This is a genomic window from Herbiconiux ginsengi (genome assembly GCF_900107435.1).
GTDB lineage: Bacteria > Actinomycetota > Actinomycetes > Actinomycetales > Microbacteriaceae > Herbiconiux > Herbiconiux ginsengi.
Genome location: NZ_FNPZ01000001.1, coordinates 914081 through 932721, shown reverse-complemented (window position 1 = coordinate 932721; position 18641 = coordinate 914081). Strand labels below are relative to the sequence as shown.

The following is an 18641-nucleotide window of genomic DNA, read 5'->3' as shown; positions in this document are numbered from 1 at the left end:
CATGAGTTCAAACTTCCTCGTATGAAACACGGATGGATTCCACCTCGTCGGCGAACGGCGCCGAGGCTCCGACGACATCGCTCAGACGGGTGAGGAGGCTGCTGAGTGCTGCGCCCGAGTGCGCAGACGGCGCGGTCGCTTCTGGCGGTAACAGCCCGCGTCGTGCGGCGACGATCCAGGCGGCGATGGCAGCCGCCCCGGCGCGGGGCAGCTCGCCTCGCCGGAGCAGGACCTCCGTGACCGGCACGACTCGCAGGCGTAGCTTCATGAAGCTGTCAGCGGCGATCTGCTCGAGTCGATGTTCGATGCGGGCATTGGCGAAGCGGTCGACGAGCGCTTGCCGGTACTCGTCAAGACCCAAACAGGCCGGCAGACAGGCGGCATCTTCGTTCCACAGCGATTCGACGGCCGCCCGGCAGACCGGGTCGCCGATCGATTCGGCCACGGTGCGATGGCCCCGCAGAAGACCGAGACAGGCCAGGAGTGTGTGAGCACCGTTCAGCATCCAGAGTTTGCGTGCTTCCCAGGGTTCGAGGTCGTCGACGAACCGTGCGCCCGCTGTCTCCCACTGGGGTCTCCCCCCGGGGAAGGCTCCCGAGACGACCCAATCGCTGAAGGGTTCGGCGACGACCGGCGCCTCGTCGCCGGTCGTGACGATGAGCTCCCGGAGTTCGTCCTCCGCGATCTGGGGAGTGATACGGTCGACGGAACTCGACGGAAACGAGACCGAGTCGCTGATCCAGTCGACGAGTTCCGGAGAGAGCGACGCCGCCAGCGCCAGCATCCCCCGCTCCAAGCGACCACCGTTGTCGGGAAGATTGTCGAGAGAGACGAGGGCGATGGGACCCGACTCACGCCGCCGACGCGCCTCGAGTCCGAGCAACACCCTGACGAGGGTGGTCTGCGGCCGAGCTGCATCGAATGCGACGATCCCGTTCGCTACATCGCCGAGAAGGCAGACGTCACGCGCAACGAGCGGGTCGGAGAGATCTGGGGCGTCATCGGGATCAAGGCGGTATCCGACCTCTGTGATGGTGAGGGTGACGATGGAGACGGCCGGAGAGGAGATGTCGTCGATCAGCGCACCCAGGTCATCACCGGGATGAGCACGGACGATGCTCGACACGACCTCGAAGCGGTCGCCCTGGGCGTCCCGCTCGGTCAAGGTGTACAGCCCGTCTTGTCGGTCGAGCTTGTCTGCCAGGGCGCGGCTGCGGCCTGAGTAGGCGGCTATTCCCCAGCTGCTCGCATCAGCCGCATGCTGCGTGTACCAGGCGAGGTGGGAGCGGGAGAACGCCCCCAATCCGATGAGAACGATGCGGACCGGTGGGGCCGGGGCATCCCGGACCAGGCTTGATCGTGCCGTGCTGAGTTCGGTCACAGTTTGAACACCCGCCGGGGGAGGGGGCCGACGAGGTCGTCGGCGATACGCTCCGCGTCGTCGAGCTGAATACGGCCCTCCGCGACGAGACGGGCAAGGAAGGCCGAGTCGGCTCGGCGTGCCGTGTCGTGCCGCACCGGGATGGAGAGGAAGGCGCGCGTGTCGTCGATGAACCCCGAGCCGCGGGAGAATCCCGCCGTTTCGGTGACGGCGGAGCGGAAACGGCCGATCGCGTCGGGCGCATCGAGGAACCACCATGGCGCGCCGATGAAGACGCTCGGATAGAAGCCGGCCAGCGGCGCGATCTCGCGCGAGTAGACCGACTCATCGATGGCGAAGAGTACGAGATGGAATCCGGATGCCAGTCCGAAGGCCTCGAGGAGGGGGCGGAGTCCTCGGGTGAAGTCCACCGGCACCGGGATGTCGTGTCCGGAATCGGCGCCATATTCGAGATGGGTGCGGCTGCTGTGATTACGGAGCACTCCGGCGTGGAGGGTCATCACGAGCCCATCGTCGACGCTCATCCGCGCCATCTGGAACAGCATGTGACCGCGGAAGAGACGTCGCTCGGCAGCACCGGCGCGGCCTGAGATCACCGTTTGGAACAGCTGCTCCGCAGCAGCGGCGTCAAGATCGACGGTGAAGGGCTCCTCGACACCGTGGTCGGCTGACACGGCGCCGTGCTCGATGAAGTACCGGCGTCGCTCCGTCAGCGCGTCGAGGTACCTGCCGAAGGTGGAGGGGGACGACGAGGACGCGAGCAACCGCTCGACGTTCTGCACGAACCCTTCCGCGTCGGGGTCGACGTAACGGTCGGGACGGAAGGTAGGGAGTACCCGGCCCGGAAGCTGCCCGCTGAGCGCAGTGTGCCGCGACAGATCGTCGAGGGGATCGTCGGTGGTGGCGAGCACCTCGATCCCGAATCGCTCGAATAGGGCTCGAGGCCGCCATTCGGGGCGGGCGATCGCGTCGGCAACGCGGTCGTAGACGGCGTCAGCGGTCGCGGGAGCGAGTCTCTCGTCGATGCCCAGAACCTGCGACAGCTCCTCGTCGATCCAGTAGCCCGATGCGGTGCCGGCGAAGAGGTGCCAGTGTTCGGCGAAGAGTCGCCAGGCGGCGCGGGGATCCACCGCCCGGCCGCCGACCCCGAGCCGCGCGAGATCGATGCCGGAGGCATGCAACAGCCGGGTCACATAGTGATCGTGTGTGACGAACAGGGCGGTGGGATCAGCGAAGGGGATGTCATCGGCCAGCCAGCCGATCGGCACGTGCCCATGGGGTGAGACGATCGGAGCGTCGGCGACGCGGTCATAGAGGTCCCGGGCGATGGCGCGAGTGACCGGCTCGGCGGGGAGCAGGCGGTCAGGGTCACGTCCTTGTGGCTGGTGCATGAACAGTAGTTTGTAGTGGATCATCCATGTTGTCAACCGATTGCACAGCAGCGTTCTAGGGGTCGATGGCTTGGCCAAAGGAATTTCTGCCATATGGCGGCAATCGCTTGCCAAACTGTCGCGGTTCATGCTTCACTTGCTGACATCGCCGCAGCGCCGCGCAGGCCTGTCGGCTCACGCCAGACCGAAAGTTCTCATCCATGAAGATCCGCCAGGCCGAAGTCATCGTCACCAGCCCCGACCGCAACTTCGTCACTCTGAAGATCACCACCGAAGACGGCCTCACCGGCCTGGGTGACGCCACCTTGAACGGTCGCGAACTCGCCGTGGTGAGCTATCTCCGCGACCACGTGGTGCCGCTGCTGATCGGCCGCGACGCGTCGCGCATAGAAGACACCTGGCAGTTCCTCTACCGTTCCGCCTACTGGCGCCGCGGCCCGGTCACCATGGCTTCGATCGCCGCGGTGGATGTCGCGCTCTGGGACATCAAGGCGAAAGCGGCCGGGATGCCGCTCTACCAGCTGCTCGGCGGCGCCTCCCGCACCGGCCTGCTTGCCTACGGACACGCCTCCGGCAGGACGAACGAGGAGATCTTCGACAGCATCCGTGCTCATCAGGAGCAGGGCTACAAGGCGATCCGCGTGCAGGCGGCCGTGCCGGGGCTGAAGTCGATCTACGGCATCGCCTCGAACGCCACCTTCGAGGCCAACAAGGGCGTCCGCTACGACCACGAGCCCGCCCAACGCGGCGCGCTGCCGAACGAGGAGGACTGGGACACCCACTCGTACCTCCGCCACATCCCCACGGTGTTCGAGGCGGTGCGGAACGAGTTCGGCCCCGAGCTGCCGCTACTGCACGACGCACACCACCGGATGACGCCGATCCAGGCCGCGAAACTGGCGAAGTCGCTCGAACCCTACGACCTGTTCTGGCTCGAGGACTGCACCCCGGCCGAGAACCAGGAGGCCCTCCGGCTGGTGCGGCAGCACTCCGTCACTCCGCTCGCGATCGGTGAGATCTTCAACACCATCTGGGACTACCAGCTCCTCATCCGCGAGCAGCTCATCGACTATGTGCGTAGCGCCGTCACGCATACCGGAGGCATCACCCACCTGAAGAAGGTGCTCGAGTACGCCGCGCAATACCAGATCAAGTCGGGTATGCACGGCCCGACGGACATCTCGCCGGTCGGCATGGCCGCCGCGATGCACCTCGGGCTCGCCATCCACAACTTCGGCATCCAGGAGTACATGAAGCACGGCGCCCGCACCGACGAGGTGTTCGAACAGTCATTCACCTGGAACGACGGGATGCTCCACCCCGGCGACCAGCCCGGCATCGGCGTCGAGTTGAACGTCGACGAGGCCGGCAAGTATCCCTACGTGCAGGCGTACCTGCCTTACAACCGGCTCGCTGACGGCACCGTCCACGACTGGTAGCCGACCCACCCGAACACCGCTTCATCGACAAAGGAGTCTCGATGCCCAGAGACCGGCACGAACCGACCACCGACGAACTAGAGCTCGCCGAGATCGACGCCGCAACTGCGCAACCCGTCACGGCCGGTTCCGCCGCGGGCAGCCAGATAGACGACCCCAGCCCGGCCGAAGCCGGGACAACACCCCTCCGCCGCGTGAGTTCGGGATGGCTCGCGCTCTCGTCGATCGCCAACTTCGGCGTCTCCATGGCGTTCATCGTGCCGCTGTCGTTCTCGCTGGCCGTGCGCATCTCCGATCTCGCCCCGGGCCACGAGGAGGTGCTGGGCTATGTCACGGGCATCGCTCAGATCGTCTACCTCATCGCGAGCCCGCTGATCGGTGTCTGGAGCGACCGACTGCAGTCGAGGTTCGGGCGGCGAAGCCCGTTCATGCTCGGAGGCGCACTGCTCGGAATCATCGGACTGTTGGTGATCGCGTCGGCGCCGTCTGTCCTGGTGATCGGGGTGGGCTGGATCGTGGGTCTGATGGGGTGGGCCACTGCCGGTCAGGCGATTCAGAACCGCCAAGCCGAAACCGTCCCCGAGGAACAGCGCGGACGCATCTCGGCTCTCACCGGGCTGCTGGCGCAGGTGGCGCCGGTGATCGGCATCGGAATCGCCTATGCAGTCTCTTCGAGCACCCTTCTCGTCTTCATCGTCCCGGGAATCGTCGGACTGATCTGTGTGCTGCTCTTCACCGTGCTGAAGAAGGAGGGTAGCTCAGCGACCATTGCACGCGCATCCGCTGTCTCGGTGAAGACGGTGCTGTCGAGCTACGTCTTCAATCCGCGTAAGCATCCTGATTTCGGTTGGAACTGGCTCGGCCGATTCCTGTTCTTCATGGGCCTGTACTTCAACACGTCATTCGGCGCGTTCTTCTACGCGCAACGTCTCGACCTTCCGGTGAAGGAGGTCGCGGGAACCGTCTCGATCATCGGCCTGATCGGCATCGTCGCCGCCACAGCCGGCGCACTCGGCGCCGGGTTCCTGTCGGACAAACTGCGTCGACGGAAGCTCTTCGCCTTGATAGGCGCGGTCCTTTTCGTGCTGGGCGCGGTGACCGAAGCCTTCGCATACTCTTTCGTCACCTTGCTGATCGGCTCCCTGATCATGCAGCTGGCCATCGCGGCTTTCAGCGCCGTCGATCAGGCGATCGTGTTCGCCGTGATCCCCGATCGCGCGCAAACCGGCCGCTACCTCGCCGTTGTGGCATTCGCGCAGAAGATTCCGAGCGGCATAGCGCCCCTGATCGCTCCGTTCATCATCACCATCGGAGCCGTGGGCGCCGACAAGAACTACACGGCCCTCTACCTGGCCGGTGCTGTGCTGGCACTCATCGGCGGCTTGGTCGTGGTGTCGAAGGTGAAAGGTGTTCGATGACCAGCTCGCCCCTCGAATGGACGGCGGAATGGATCTCGCCGGCAGAGACCGCCGATCACGCGTCCGCCTCTGAGCGTGGAGCCTTCGTTCTGAGTCGACACTTCGAACTCCCCGAGGTGCCGTCGAGCGCGCGCCTGACCGCCACCGCCCTCGGAGTCTATGAAGCCTTCGTGAACGGACGACGCGTCGGAGACATCGAACTCGCTCCCGGGTCGACGAGTTACGACGAGACGATCTACGCTCAGCGCTACGACGTGGGTGCCTTCCTCGTCGAGGGGGCGAACACCCTCGAGATCGTGCTCTCCGACGGCTGGTACCGCGGTCGGAACAGCGGCGTGCAGCGTCGCGACGTCTGGGGCGGCACGACCGCAGCCCTCGTTCAACTCGACGTGGTGCTGTCTGGAGGACTTGCCCTCACGATCGCGAGCGACGGCAGCTGGACCAGCCGGCCGAGCTCGATCGTGCGCGCCGATCTGATGACCGGTCAGACCACCGACCTGCGCGTCGATCTCGTGGACGATGTTCCCCAGGCCGCAGCCGTGCGCGTCGGGCAGGTCTCGCCTCCGGCCCCCACTTTCTCGCCTTCACCCCCGGTGCGGCGGGTGGAAGAGCGTCGTCCGGCCGCGCTGCGGCCTCTGCGACCCGGTGTCTCGATTCTCGACACGGGCCAGAACCTCTCCGGCTGGCTCCGGTTGACGGAGCTCGGCCCCCTGGGCGCCGAGACGGTATTGGAGTTCGGTGAACACCTCGACGCGAACGGCGACCTCAGTACGAGCCACCTCGACCTCATTCCTCGACAGGGTCCTCGCCTGACCTTCCACCAGATCGATCGCGTCATCTCCGACGGCCGAGGCACGCCGTTCGAGCCCCGCCACACGGTCCACGGCTTTCAGTACGTGCGGATCACGCATCCGAACCGAGCCCTCTCGATCGATGACCTGACTGTGATCGTCGTGCACTCCGATCTGGAGCGCCGGGGGTGGTTCCGTTGTTCCGCGCCGGAACTCGAGAAGCTGCACGAAGCAGCACTGTGGAGCTTCCGGAGCAACATCGTCGACGTGCCCACGGATTGCCCGACGCGAGAGCGTTCCGGCTGGACCGGTGATTATCAAGTCTTCGCGCCCGTGGCTGCGATGCTCTACGACGTCGACGCCTTCTCCCGTAAGTGGCTTCAGTCCGTGCGAGACGACCAGGACCCGAGCGGCCTGCCCGCCGCGTTCTCACCGGACTCCCTGCGCATCCGACACCACCCCGACAACCCGATCCGCATCCTCGGCGGGTCGGCGGGTTGGGGTGACGCCACCGTGCTCGTGCCGTGGGCCGTCTACAGCGCCTACGGCGACCCGGACGTGCTCTCCGAGAGCTGGGCATCGATGCGTGGGTGGGTGGAATATGCGCTCGGTCTCGCCCGCACTCTCCGGCACCCCGACCGCATCGCACGCTCCGAAGAGCCCGAACCCCATGAGGAGTTCATCTGGGACGGTCCGTTCCATTTCGGGGAGTGGCTCGAGCCGAAGAAGCGGCGCGCCGACGGCTCGCTCGTCGACCCCGTGGCAGAGAACCCCGTCGCCGCCATGTCGGCCGACCGTGGTGAAGTCGGCACCGGCTATCTGTACCTGTCGACGCTCACTGTCAGCCGCGCCGCGGCCGCACTGGGTGACGACGACGCAGCCCACCATTACGCCGAACTCGCCATGAAGATCAAGACGGCGTGGCAGAAGGAGTTCCTCCGAGAGGATGGACGCACTGCAGAGGACAGTCAGGGTGCCTACGTGCGCGCACTGACCTTCGGACTCGTGCCCGAGCCGCTGAGGTCTTTCTCGGCTGATCGGCTCGCGCACCTGGTGCACGAGAACGACGACCGTCTGGGCACGGGGTTCCTCTCCAGCGGTCTTCTCCTCGACGCGCTCGCCGACAACGGCCACGCGGAGACGGCGTACCGACTGCTGCAGCGTCACGGCACCCCGTCATGGCTGGGCATGCTCGACCGCAGGGCCACCACGGTCTGGGAGGACTGGGACGGCATCGACGAGAACGGCGACGCCCACGAATCCCTCAACCACTACAGCAAGGGCGCGGTGATCCGTTTCCTGCATCAGCACGTCGTCGGGCTCAGACAGGCGGCCGGATCGGTCGGGTGGGAGCGATTCGACGTCCGACCGGTTCTCGGTGGCGGGCTCGAGTCGGCCGGCTTCACCTATCGGGCACCCGGCGGGGAGATCGTCGTCGACTGGGCGCTGAAGAGCGGCGTGTTCACTCTCGATCTGACCGTTCCACCGGGTTCGACGGCCGACGTTCTGCTCCCCGACGGGAGCCGGAGCGAGCACACGGCCGGCACGGTGCGCCTGGATTGCCTCATGACCGCCCTTCCCGCCAGCGCTAGAGAGCAGAGACCATGACAGAGAACACCCCCATCACCGCGTCGAGCACCATCGCCGCCTGGCTCGATCACCCCGTGGGCGGCCCGCTCGTGCGCGGGATGCTCGGCCAGGCCGGCATCGACGAGACCACCCTCGCCCCCGTCGCCGGATTGCCGTTGCAGCAGCTCGTCGTGCTCAGTCAAGGGCAGCTCGGCCAGGATGTCGTCGACGGGCTGGTTCGGGCCGCGAACGGCGGCGAGATCCCTGATGACGTAGCTGACGAGGGTCAGTGGCGTGAAGTCGTCACCGCGGGCCGTTTCGCCGGTCGCACTGTGGTGGTGACCGGCGCGGCGTCGGGCATCGGTCGCGCCACCGCATCCCGGGTCGCCCGCGAAGGTGGCCGGGTGATCGCCGTCGACATCTCCGAGGAGCGGCTCGCCGAGCTCGTCGCGTCGCTTCCCGACCAGCTCGTCGTCCCTGTCGCCGCCGACATCACGTCGCAGCGGGGCGTCGACACGATCATCGAGGCGGCCGACGGTCGGATCGACGCGCTGGCCAATGTCGCCGGCATCAACGACGACTTCTCGCCGGCGCACGAGACGTCTGACGCCGTGTGGGACCGCGTCATCGCCGTGAACCTCACCGGCGCCTTCAAGCTGACCCGTGCCGCACTGCCCGTGATGCTCGAAGCCGGTCGGGGGTCGATCGTGAACGTCGCATCCGAGGCCGCGCTTCGTGGCAACTCCTCGGGAACGGCGTACACGGTGTCGAAGCACGGCGTGATCGGGCTGACCAAGAGTGCCGCGTTCATGTACGGGCCGCAGGGCATCCGGGTGAATGCCGTCGCGCCAGGAGGCGTTGCGACCGGTATCCCGATGCCCCCGACCATCTCAGCCGCCGGACTCGGCCGCCTCAAGCCGTTTCAGGACATGATTCCCACCATCGCGACAGCTGATCAATTGGCCGCATCGATCACCTTCCTCCTCAGCGACGACGCGGTCAACATCAACGGAGCGGTGCTGGCATCCGACGGCGGATGGTCGGTTCAGTAGCCGGCGACGCGCGCCTGCGGCAGCGCGTGATCGTCGTGTCGGGGGTGGCCGGCTCGGGCAAATCGACGGTCGGAACTCTTCTCGCATCCCGGCTCGGGCAACCGTTCATCGACGCCGACGACCTGCATCCGCGCAGCAACGTGACAAAGATGAGCGCCGGGACTCCTTTGACCGATGACGACCGCCGCCCCTGGCTTGACGCGGTCGGCCGAGCGGCCCGAGAATCGACGGCCGTGGTGGCCTGCTCTGCTCTGCGCAGGATTTACCGGTCGCAGCTGCGCCACTGGGTTCCGGACGCCGTGTTCGTGCAGCTCACCGCCCAGCCTGAGCTCGTGGGCGCCCGGCTCGCCACACGCGCCGACCACTTCATGCCCGCATCGCTCCTCGCGAGCCAGTACGCCCTGCTCGAGCCTCTGACGCCCGACGAGGGGGGCCTCACGCTCGACGTGGCTTCGAGGCCAGAGTCGCTCGTGGAGCACATCGTGAGCCATCTCGCACACGCAGACGATGACGGGGAAGCCCCAGCCACACAGCAGCCACTGAAGAAGGAACGCGAATGACCAGTACCGACACCACCTCCGCCGGCCAGGACGCTGCGACGGACACGGGCGACTCGTCGACCCTTCCTCGGATCGTGCGTACCGCCCACGGCTCGCACCTCGTCGTGGACGGCTCACCGTTCCTCTCCCTCGGTGGCGAACTCCACAACTCGAGCCCTTCGAGCCCCGTGTACATGGCGGACATCTGGAAGCGTGTCGGGGAGTTGGGTGTGCGATCCCTGATCGGCGCCGCGAGCTGGCAACTGCTCGAGCCCGAAGAAGGCGTCTTCGACTTCACCGCGGTCGACGACCAAGTGCAGCAGGCGCGCGTGCACGGCATCAAGCTGGTGCTGATCTGGTTCGGCTCCTACAAGAACGCCGAGTCGTCGTATGCGCCGAGTTGGGTGCGTCGGGACGAGAAACGCTTCCCTCGGGCCGAGCGGGATCCCGAACGGCTCCTCGCCGGGCGATTCAGCCTCGACGGCCCCGTCCTCAGTGTGTTCGGCGATGAGCTCGTGGAGGCCGATTCCCGAGCCTTCAGCGTCTTGATGCGGCACCTGCGCGAGATCGATCCGGACCATACGGTGATAGCGGTGCAGGTGCAGAACGAGGTCGGTCTGTTGGGGGACAGCCGGGATCGCAGCTCGCTTGCCGACGCGGTCTGGGCGGCGCCGGTGCCCGCTCAGCTCGTGCAAGGTCTCGCGTCCCGCGGCGACGACCTGCAGCCGTGGATACAGGGGTTGTGGAGACGGAACGGCTCCCGCACCTCGGGAACCTGGAACGAGGTGTTCGGCTCCGACCGCGAGGCCGAGGAGGTGTTCATGAGCTGGGGCTTCAGCAGGTTCGTCGACCGTGTCGCTCGAGCCGGTGTCGCCGAACATCCGCTGCCGGTGTACACCAATGCGTGGCTCGGACCGCAGCCGAATGCAGACATCCCCGGCCGCTATCCCAGCGGAGGCCCGGTATCGCGCATGATCGACATCTGGCAGATCGGCGCCCCCACGCTCGACTTCCTCGCGCCCGACATCTACATCGAGGACTTCGCCGGAACCCTCGCGTCCTACGCCGTCGCCGGCAACGCCCTCTTCGTGCCGGAAGCACGCCCCGATCCTGGCCTCGCCTTCGTCGCCATAGGCGCATACGGTGCGTTCGGATTCCACCCGTTCGGCATCGAAGACGTACTCGACCGCGAGGACCTCTTCGATGCGTTCTCGGTGATCGGCGCCCTGAGCCCGGAGATCACCGCCGCCCAGGCCACCGGCAGCATCCACGGATTCAAGCTCGCCACCGGTGAGCAGGCACAGATCGAACTCGGCGGCTTCACCGTGACGATCTCGGGCCCCCTGGACACCCGCGGCATGTTCGGAACGGGCACCGGTGAGCAAGCGGCCCAGCTGATCGGCTACGGGCTGATCATCCACTCCACAGGAGACGAGTTCCTCGTCGTCGCGCAGGGCGCGTCCATCGGCTTCACTCGCACCGACGGTGTCGTCGAGCTCGACACCGTCACCGAGCTCGAGCACCGCGCGGGCGAGTGGGTTGCCCGGCGCACGTTGAATGGCGATGAACGCTACTTCATGTTCCCGAACACTGCCCTGCGCACGGTACGCATCGAGCTGCTCCGCCGCTGAGGACCGGGCCAGGCGGGGCAGTAATGCGTCATGTGAAGGCACCGGAACCGGTCATGGGCCGCAATAGGGACCAGACTGATGTGTGGATCTTGGCCGGCGACGAGACCTGGGAACCCCTTTATGACAACGAGCGCCCGCATCAAGGGTTGCCTGGGCGGTCGACGCCGCTGAACGTATGGTTGGGACTCCGAAGGCTGAACCGACTCGCCTGAAGCCGAGACCGGCCGCAGCGCTGCCGGATGGTGTTCGGGTGACGCGTATCCGCGACACCGGGACCGTGTTCCTGCGAGGGACTCTGTTCTATGTCAGCCGTGCACTCTCGGGCAGCCTCGCGTTCCTCGTCGAAACCGACGCGACCCTGCTGGTCTTCGATGACCAAGGAACCCAACTCATCGAGCACGCATGGCCGGCTTCCGGCACCAGATACGTCGGCAGTGGCCGACCGAATGGTCCCCGCGGGCTGCGTACGACCGGGTAAGTGTTGCCCATGTACTTGGGTTCTGTCGTCCTGATTCGATGGTTATCGACATGAACGAAGAAGCTCGAATTTCCGGGGATCAGTGCTCCCTCCGGCGTCATTCCAAGCATGCATATAGAGTTCAAATCCCACCGTCTCCGCACTGAAAGCCCTGGTCAAAACATCTTTTATGCTGTGCTTGCCCACAATTTGCCCACACTTTGTGCGGCAACGGCCGCCGATCCGGCGCCGCGGTCGACTGTCTGAATGCGGGCGTCGTCGCGTTCGACGATGAGTTCACGCTCGTACTCGGCGAGGGTCGCGGGCAATTAGCAGCAGCCGACCCGTAAACGTCGCCGGATCGATCCCGTCAGAAATAGATCGCACGGTGATGTCGGCGAAGATGTCCCGCTTCTGCACTCTGTAGAGAGGGGTGGATCGACCTGGAGCTGAGCGTCTTGGCCGGCGGTACTGACGCGGTTATAGCCAAGAAGCCTCATCCCGCAACGATGTCTCACTAATCCCAACAGCCAATATCGAGACACGCTGCTCGACGAGATGACTTCGTGAGACATCGAGGATGACTGGGAATCCAGTGGATGGGAGCGGCCGGTACAGCCAGCACGTAATGTCTCGTAAGTCTTTTGTCTACCGAGACGGTCGCTCGCCACCGCGACCGCAGATCAGTTATGGGATGCCGTTCGATCTCACTCGCCAAGGATCGAGGTCGACGGCATCGAAAACGGAGTCGCTGGAGTTCCAGTCCCAAATCGACGCGTTCCGCCCTTTCGCGGTGCCGGCGCATCTATTCGGCGCGCAGTACGCGTCCGAGACGGGCGCGAGCTCGCGCCACCACATGGTCGACCACGGCTTCTACGATCAGATCATTCGCATCCAGCCCCCTGCGCGAGTGACGAAAACACTCCAGGCTGCAGTTGGTCTCGTCAGGTCAAGATTCATTCATTGGCGTCCGACGAACGACGAGAACAGGAACTTCATCGATAAGGCGGCCGCGTCGGCGAGGCCAGCAACCTAACCGGTTAGTCGCCGCTACCCGGCACTCGGCCCGCGATGATGCCGCCATCGATGAAGAAGTCGCTTCCGGTCGCGTAGTGGGCGTCTCTGACGATGAACAGCATGGTTCCCGCGACGTCCTCAGGAGTGCCGAAGCGTCGGAGCGGTACCCGTGCGATCGTTTCCGCCTCATCCGCGTCCGCGGTCATGTCCGTAGCGATCATGCCCGGGTGAAGCGCATTGACACGAATGCCGTACGGAGCGAGTTCCATCGATGCGACACGGGTGAGCGACGTCACGCCCGATTTCGACGCCGTGTAGGAGGCCATGGCGACGGGGTGCTGGTGGGTCGTCATGGAGGAGGTGTTCACGATGGCTCCGCCGCCGTATCGCTTCATCGGCTCGATGACACTGCGGATACCGAGGAACGAGCCGGTCAGATTCACGGCCAGAGTGAGGTCCCAATCGTCGAGCGGATGGTTTTCAATCAGGTGCGGGCGAGCGATGCCCGCGTTGTTCACGAGAACCGAGACAGGTTGTCCGAACTCCTCCGCGACGGCGACCGCGGATTCCCAGGACTCCGCGTCCTGCACATCCAGGCGGGTGAATCGCGCCCGATCTGCTCCAAACTCCCGAGCGAGCCGTTCCCCGGGTTCGGCTGCGACGTCTCCGATGACCACGCGGGCTCCGGCGCCGATCAGAGCGCGAACGTGCGCTTCCCCGATTCCGCGGGCTCCGCCGCTGACCAGCGCAACTCTTCCCTCGAACTGTGATGCGACCACGTGTGAATCCTCCTTGACTCCTCGCGCACCATGAGACGGCGGCACGACGCTCTCACGCTAGAGGGCGGCGGCGCACTTGTTGCTCCGTGGAATTACCCGAAGAAAGCAGCCGCGTACTCGACGCGACAGGTAAGTGCCGGCATGAGCGCGAGGTAGGGAACGCGTATGCATCAGGTGACATCACGCTAGGACTCAATCCATGATCGGGTGACCATATCCAGATAGGGCTTTGTCAACGAAGACAGAAAGTGGAGACGATGACCACAGATGACACGATCGCAGAAGGAGCATTCACCTTCGCCCATCTCGGGCCGGTACTTGCGCCGCTGGAGTACACGGGGTGGCGGCGGGAAATCCTTTCCGCCAAGGAGACGGCCCATATCGGAACGGCGTTGCACGGGGTCTCCCCGGTGTACGACGTATCGGGGCCGGATGCCCTCAAGTTACTCCGGTCGGTGGCGATCAACTCCTTCAACAACTTCGAAGTCGGCCAGATCCGGCACGCAGTTCTCTGCAACGACAAAGGCCAGATCCTCGCCGACGGCGTGATCGCGCACATCGACGAGGACACCTATCGCACCTACTGGCTCGCTCCGGTGCTCGAGTATTACGTGGTCAACTCCGACCTCGATGTCCACGGAACCGATCAGTCCACCAACGAGTTCTTCTTCCAGGTCGCCGGCCTGCGCTCCCTGGAGATCCTCGAGGCGGCGAGCGGCGAAGACCTGCACGACATTCGGTTCGGCCGCCACCGCATGACATCGATCGCGGGAGTGCCCGTGCGCATCTTGCGACTCGGCATGGCCGGAACTCTGGGATACGAACTCCACGGAGCCATGGCAGACACCGAAAAGGTCTACAACGCGATCTGGGAGGCCGGTCAGGAGTTCGGACTCGTCAAGCAGGGCCGCGTCAGTTACCTCATGCAGCACACCGAGGCGGGCTTCCCGAACATCAACCTCCACTACCCGCTCCCGTGGTACGAAGACCCCGACCTGGGCGCGTTCTACGACACGCGGCCCCAGTTCAACTTCTACAACAAGTACCGTGCCCTGGTCGGGAGCGTCGGTGACGAACTCGAGCCCCGCTTCGTGACGCCCTTCCAGGTCGGCTGGGGCAAAATGGTCGACTTCAATCACGACTTCATCGGCAAAGCCGCGCTGGAGCGTGAGGCCGCTGCCGACGCCCGGGCGACAGTCACGCTGGTCTGGAACGAAGAGGATGTCGCGGCGATCTACGCCTCCCAGTTCAGCGGACGTGACGTCGAGCCGATCGACCCGATCGACGCTCGCCCTGTCGACATCTACTTCAACCCGAACGATAACGCGGGTTGGGCCTATCACGCCGACTGGGTGCTCGCGGATGGTGAGCGAATCGGCACCTCGGTGCTGCGCACCCACAGTGTCTACTACCGCCGGATGATCTCGATCGGCCTGATCGACAAGGCCCATTCCGCGCAGGGCACCGAACTCACGGTGCTGTGGGGTCGACCAGGAGGACCACAGAAGGAGGTGCGGGTAACGGTGGACCGCTACCCGTTCTACGACCTTCCGAACAACAGCAAGATCGATGTCGAGACCATTCCTCGACGGCACGCGGATGTGGCGGCGGCGCTGAGCTGATCTGCACGACAAAGAGGGATGCGGCTAGCCACGTGAGGACCGACCGCATCCCTTTGTTCTCAGTCCGCCGCCCGCAGCGCGGAGAGCGCGGACTCCGCCTTGAGACGCATCTCCTGGTACTCGGCGCCGGGGTCGGAGAGGGCGGTGATGCCGCCTCCGGTTCCAATGTGGGCGAGCTGCCCGTCAAGGGTGATTCCTCGGATGCTCATGGACAGGTCCATCCGCCCGGCACCGATTGTCCCGAACGCTCCTGCGTAGAGGCCTCGCGGTTCGCCTTCGAGGGAACGCAGGATATTGGTGGCGGAGCGTTTCGGAGCTCCTGTCATCGATCCGGCGGGAAAAAGCGAGTCGATCACCGACCAGAGTCGTGAACCCGGAGCGAGTGTGCCGCTGACGGTGCTCTCGAGCTGATGCACCGAGAGATACGATTTGACCGCGAAGAGCTCTTCTACGAGAACGGAACCAGGAACGCAGACGCGGCTCAGGTCGTTCCGCACCAGATCCACGATCATCAGATTCTCGGCACGCTCCTTTTCATCGAGCTGCAGCTCGTGTGCTGCTTCAGCATCCCGCCCCGGGTCGTCGTACCGCGCTCGCGTCCCTTTGATGGGGCTCGACACCACACGCTCACCGGCAATGGTCAGGAACCGCTCGGGAGACGCGACCAGATAGCTGATCCCGTCCATGCGTAGGAGTGCCTGCCGGGTGCCCGGGCTGCTCTGTCTCAGTGCGGCGAATGTGGCGATCGCGTCCCACCCCGTCGCCGATCGCATTGAGGCGCGGCTGGTCAGGCACAGCACGTACGCGTCTCCAGCCCTGATGCGGTCGACGCACGAGGCGATCTTCCGAAGATACTCATCCTCGGAATCCCGCCAACGAACGTTCTGTTTGGGCAGGTATGGCGTGCGGTTGCCACTTCCGGTGGACTCTTTGACCGTGACGACGTGGTCCGTGATGAGGAACTGAGGGCGCCCCGCAGAGGCCACGCGCATCCCGCCAAGAGTCGCGGCTGAGTATTCGTAGGGGATCCACCCCACGGCGGAGATCGGTGCTTCGGGTTCTGTGTCGCCGGGCCTTTCGAACAGTTCCGTGGTCCGTGCGCGTGCCTCGGCTCCGCGTACGACCTGCCCCGAGCAGAACATGTGCTTCGTCCCGTCCGATGAAGGGAGCCAGGCTGCGTTCTCGAAATCGGCGAAGAATGTGCGAGCGAAACGGGCCGCGGGGCCTTCCTCAGTCATTCATCTCGGGTCGCTCATCGCAAAGCCTCGGGAGACTCCGCAGCGTTGAACTCCGACACCCACACGGCGATCTGGCTCCGAGATCGGAAGCCGAGTTTGCCGAGCACGCGCTGTACGTGGCCCTCCACGGTGCGTCGTGAGATCACGAGACGTGCTGCGATGGCCTGATTGCTCAGTCCCTGCGAGATGAGATCGGCGATCTCCCATTCGCGCTCGCTGAGAATGGCCCGATTGCTGTGATGGTCTGAGGCGGCAGTCACCGAAGTGCGTCCGTCGACGATCATCAGAGTCGCGATGGGAAGAGGATGGCGCCCCAGCGCCCGTGGGGGGTTCCGCGCGACGTCGACCTGACTGGCGGGAGCGTCGTTGGGGAGCCACTCCGGCATCGATGGGTAGACGGCGACGCCGAGGATGCCGGTCTTCGTGATCTGGTCGTAGGTCGTGCGGTCCCCGCGTTGTTGCGCCAGCGCCGCCATTAGCTGCAGGCAGATCGCCTGCCCGGGAGCATGTTCGAACTGTATGAACGATGCGAGGGCACGGTTGAGCAGCATGGACGCCTGGTCCAGGTCGCCTGCCTGGAGTTCGATCGACGCGAGCAGCCACGTGGAATTGTCGAAACCGAAGGAATCGCCGGCGATCTCTTCGCGGCGCATGCTCGACACCAGCACCTGTCGGGCCCGTTCGAGCTCGCCCTGGGCGAAGAGTACGAGGCTGAGAAACCAGTTGAGCTCGTTGGAGGCCGACTCGGGTCCGGGAAAGGTGCGTTCGGACAGCTCTTCGAGTTTCGTCGTGGCTTCGGTGAGTCTGTCGCGACCGATGTCCACAAGAGCAGAAACGAGAAGATCGAGTCGCTCGAGTCCGGGCACTGAGGACCGCTCGCTGGCGATTGACCGACTGGAGAGGAAGTGTGCCTCAGAACCGTCGATGTCGCCGTCGAGGAAGTCGAAGTAGGAGAGGAGAAGTTGTCCGCTGACCCTCGACAGATCGGAGAGTGACACTTGAGCCTGTGCGCGGCTGAGCCAATCGCGCACCTCGGTCCAGGAGCCGACTATCCGCGTGTGGAGGAAGAATCTGAGCCGCCACACGAGGTCGATCACGTCCTCGGACCGGCCTGTCTCCAGAAGCGCTTCGATGGCGCCTCGGATGTCGAGGGAGTAACGGCGGGTGTGGCGCGCCACCCGTAGCTGCTCTTCGGAGAACCAACGGGCCTGAGCGTCCTCGAGACTCGCGAGCAGATGGGATCGGAGCAGCGCCTGGTTCTCGGCCGACTCGTCGTCGTCGCAGAGCGACCGGGCGAGGTTTCGGTATGGCTCGAGGATTCGGAACACCGGCTCGCCCGCCGAGCCGACTGTTCTGACGACTAGTGAGTGATCGACCAGGCGGGCGATGATTGCAGACACGGACGCGAAACCGCCGGAGGCGAAGATACGCGAGACCATGGAGATGTCGAACTCGCTCCGGAACCAGGTGAGCGCGGAGAGCAACTTCGCCTCCTCGGGCCCGAGCTCCTTCGCGGAGCGCCTGAACAGCCGTTCCGTGCGGGCCCCGGCGCGGCCGCGGGGCAGGAATTGTTCGAGGTCGAAAGACGAGTCCTCGAGCGCTGTCAGGAGTTCGGCCGGGCTGAGTACCCGCAGCGCCCGGGCCACGGCCTCGATGCGTCGCGGCACACCGTCCACGGCTCGAGCCAGGTCGACGAGATCGATGAGGGCGTCCTTCGAGGTCGAGAACTCGCGGGTCTCATCCTGCAACCGTGATATGAGCATCCGTACCGCGTCCGCTGCGTGAATCTCGTGCTCATCGAGCCACCGGTCTTCCATTTCGGCCGGCAAGGAAAGAGGAGGCACAACGAAGACGGCCTCGCCGACGATGCCGGTGCGGCTGGTGGAGACGACCATGAATCGCGCGGTCTCGGACACATCCGCGAAACCTTCCAGTACATCGGCAAGCTCGAGAGCCGGGTCATCTGCCGCGTCTACGACCAGAAGCCCGGAGAACGAGGAGATCGAGGTGCGCACGGCAGCTTCAGACGGATTCTCCGACCGGAGCCGCGACGCGAGTGTGGCCATGAGCGCGGCCCGGCCGGTGATGGCCGACGCATCCACCCGGATCACTCCGTCACGATAGGTCCGCGACAGCGACTCCAGCAATCGGTCGACGAGGCGGGTCTTTCCGATCCCGCTGAGTCCTGTGACCAGAACATATCGATGGGCGCCGATCATCTCCCTGAGCCTGGTCAACTCGGCCTTGCGGCCGACGAAGTCCGAGAAATCCTGACCTTGTACTCCGCGGACGACACTGTCCGAGGTCATGCTCACCT

At 65.1% G+C, this 18641-nt stretch carries 12 protein-coding genes; 7 read left to right on the top strand and 5 right to left on the bottom strand.

What is annotated here, in order from left to right:
* Positions 1-7: 7 nt before the first annotated feature.
* Positions 8-1381, bottom strand: a complete 1374-nt coding sequence (locus tag BLW00_RS24375; protein ID WP_092549770.1) for a mannitol dehydrogenase family protein — start codon at positions 1379-1381, stop codon at positions 8-10.
* Positions 1378-2772, bottom strand: a complete 1395-nt coding sequence (gene uxaC, locus BLW00_RS04515) for a glucuronate isomerase (protein ID WP_092551966.1) — start codon at positions 2770-2772, stop codon at positions 1378-1380. Before uxaC ends, BLW00_RS24375 begins: the two co-directional genes overlap by 4 nt.
* A gap of 200 nt (positions 2773-2972) precedes the next feature.
* Here uxaC and manD point away from each other — a divergent pair, with 200 nt between their 5' ends.
* From manD to BLW00_RS04485, 6 genes are read left to right on the top strand one after another with little or no spacing between them, the layout of a single operon-like run.
* On the top strand, positions 2973-4211 hold the full coding sequence (manD, locus tag BLW00_RS04510; RefSeq protein WP_092549767.1) for a D-mannonate dehydratase ManD: 1239 nt from the start codon (positions 2973-2975) through the stop codon (positions 4209-4211).
* Positions 4212-4252: 41 nt separating this feature from the next.
* Positions 4253-5629, top strand: a complete 1377-nt coding sequence (locus tag BLW00_RS04505) for an MFS transporter (RefSeq protein WP_092549764.1) — start codon at positions 4253-4255, stop codon at positions 5627-5629.
* Positions 5626-8028 carry an alpha-L-rhamnosidase gene (locus BLW00_RS04500; RefSeq protein WP_092549761.1) on the top strand — a complete coding sequence of 801 codons (2403 nt, stop codon included), beginning with the start codon at positions 5626-5628 and terminating at the stop codon, positions 8026-8028. Before BLW00_RS04505 ends, BLW00_RS04500 begins: the two co-directional genes overlap by 4 nt.
* On the top strand, positions 8025-9041 hold the full coding sequence (locus tag BLW00_RS04495; RefSeq protein ID WP_092549758.1) for an SDR family NAD(P)-dependent oxidoreductase: 1017 nt from the start codon (positions 8025-8027) through the stop codon (positions 9039-9041). The genes BLW00_RS04500 and BLW00_RS04495 overlap by 4 nt, the downstream gene beginning before the upstream one ends.
* Positions 9026-9601, top strand: coding sequence for a gluconokinase (locus tag BLW00_RS04490; RefSeq protein ID WP_092549755.1), 576 nt, complete (start codon positions 9026-9028; stop codon positions 9599-9601). The genes BLW00_RS04495 and BLW00_RS04490 overlap by 16 nt, the downstream gene beginning before the upstream one ends.
* Entirely contained in the window at positions 9598-11211 is a 1614-nt protein-coding gene (locus BLW00_RS04485; RefSeq protein WP_139256622.1) for a GH35 family beta-galactosidase, read from the top strand. The genes BLW00_RS04490 and BLW00_RS04485 overlap by 4 nt, the downstream gene beginning before the upstream one ends.
* A gap of 1497 nt (positions 11212-12708) precedes the next feature.
* On the opposite strand, the gene BLW00_RS04470 is transcribed toward BLW00_RS04485, so the two are convergent.
* Entirely contained in the window at positions 12709-13464 is a 756-nt protein-coding gene (locus tag BLW00_RS04470) for an SDR family NAD(P)-dependent oxidoreductase (RefSeq protein ID WP_175494128.1), read from the bottom strand.
* Positions 13465-13721: 257 nt separating this feature from the next.
* On the opposite strand from BLW00_RS04470, the gene BLW00_RS04465 reads away from it, so the two are divergent.
* Positions 13722-15086, top strand: a complete 1365-nt coding sequence (locus BLW00_RS04465) for an aminomethyltransferase family protein (RefSeq protein ID WP_092549742.1) — start codon at positions 13722-13724, stop codon at positions 15084-15086.
* A 59-nt stretch (positions 15087-15145) separates the two neighbouring features.
* Here the strand turns inward: BLW00_RS04465 and BLW00_RS04460 are convergent, their stop codons facing one another.
* Positions 15146-16324: an anthranilate synthase component I family protein gene (locus BLW00_RS04460; protein WP_092549740.1), complete on the bottom strand. Its 1179-nt coding sequence runs from the start codon at positions 16322-16324 to the stop codon at positions 15146-15148.
* 14 nt (positions 16325-16338) lie between these two features.
* Positions 16339-18633: a LuxR C-terminal-related transcriptional regulator gene (locus BLW00_RS04455; RefSeq protein WP_139256621.1), complete on the bottom strand. Its 2295-nt coding sequence runs from the start codon at positions 18631-18633 to the stop codon at positions 16339-16341.
* Positions 18634-18641: the final 8 nt, after the last annotated feature.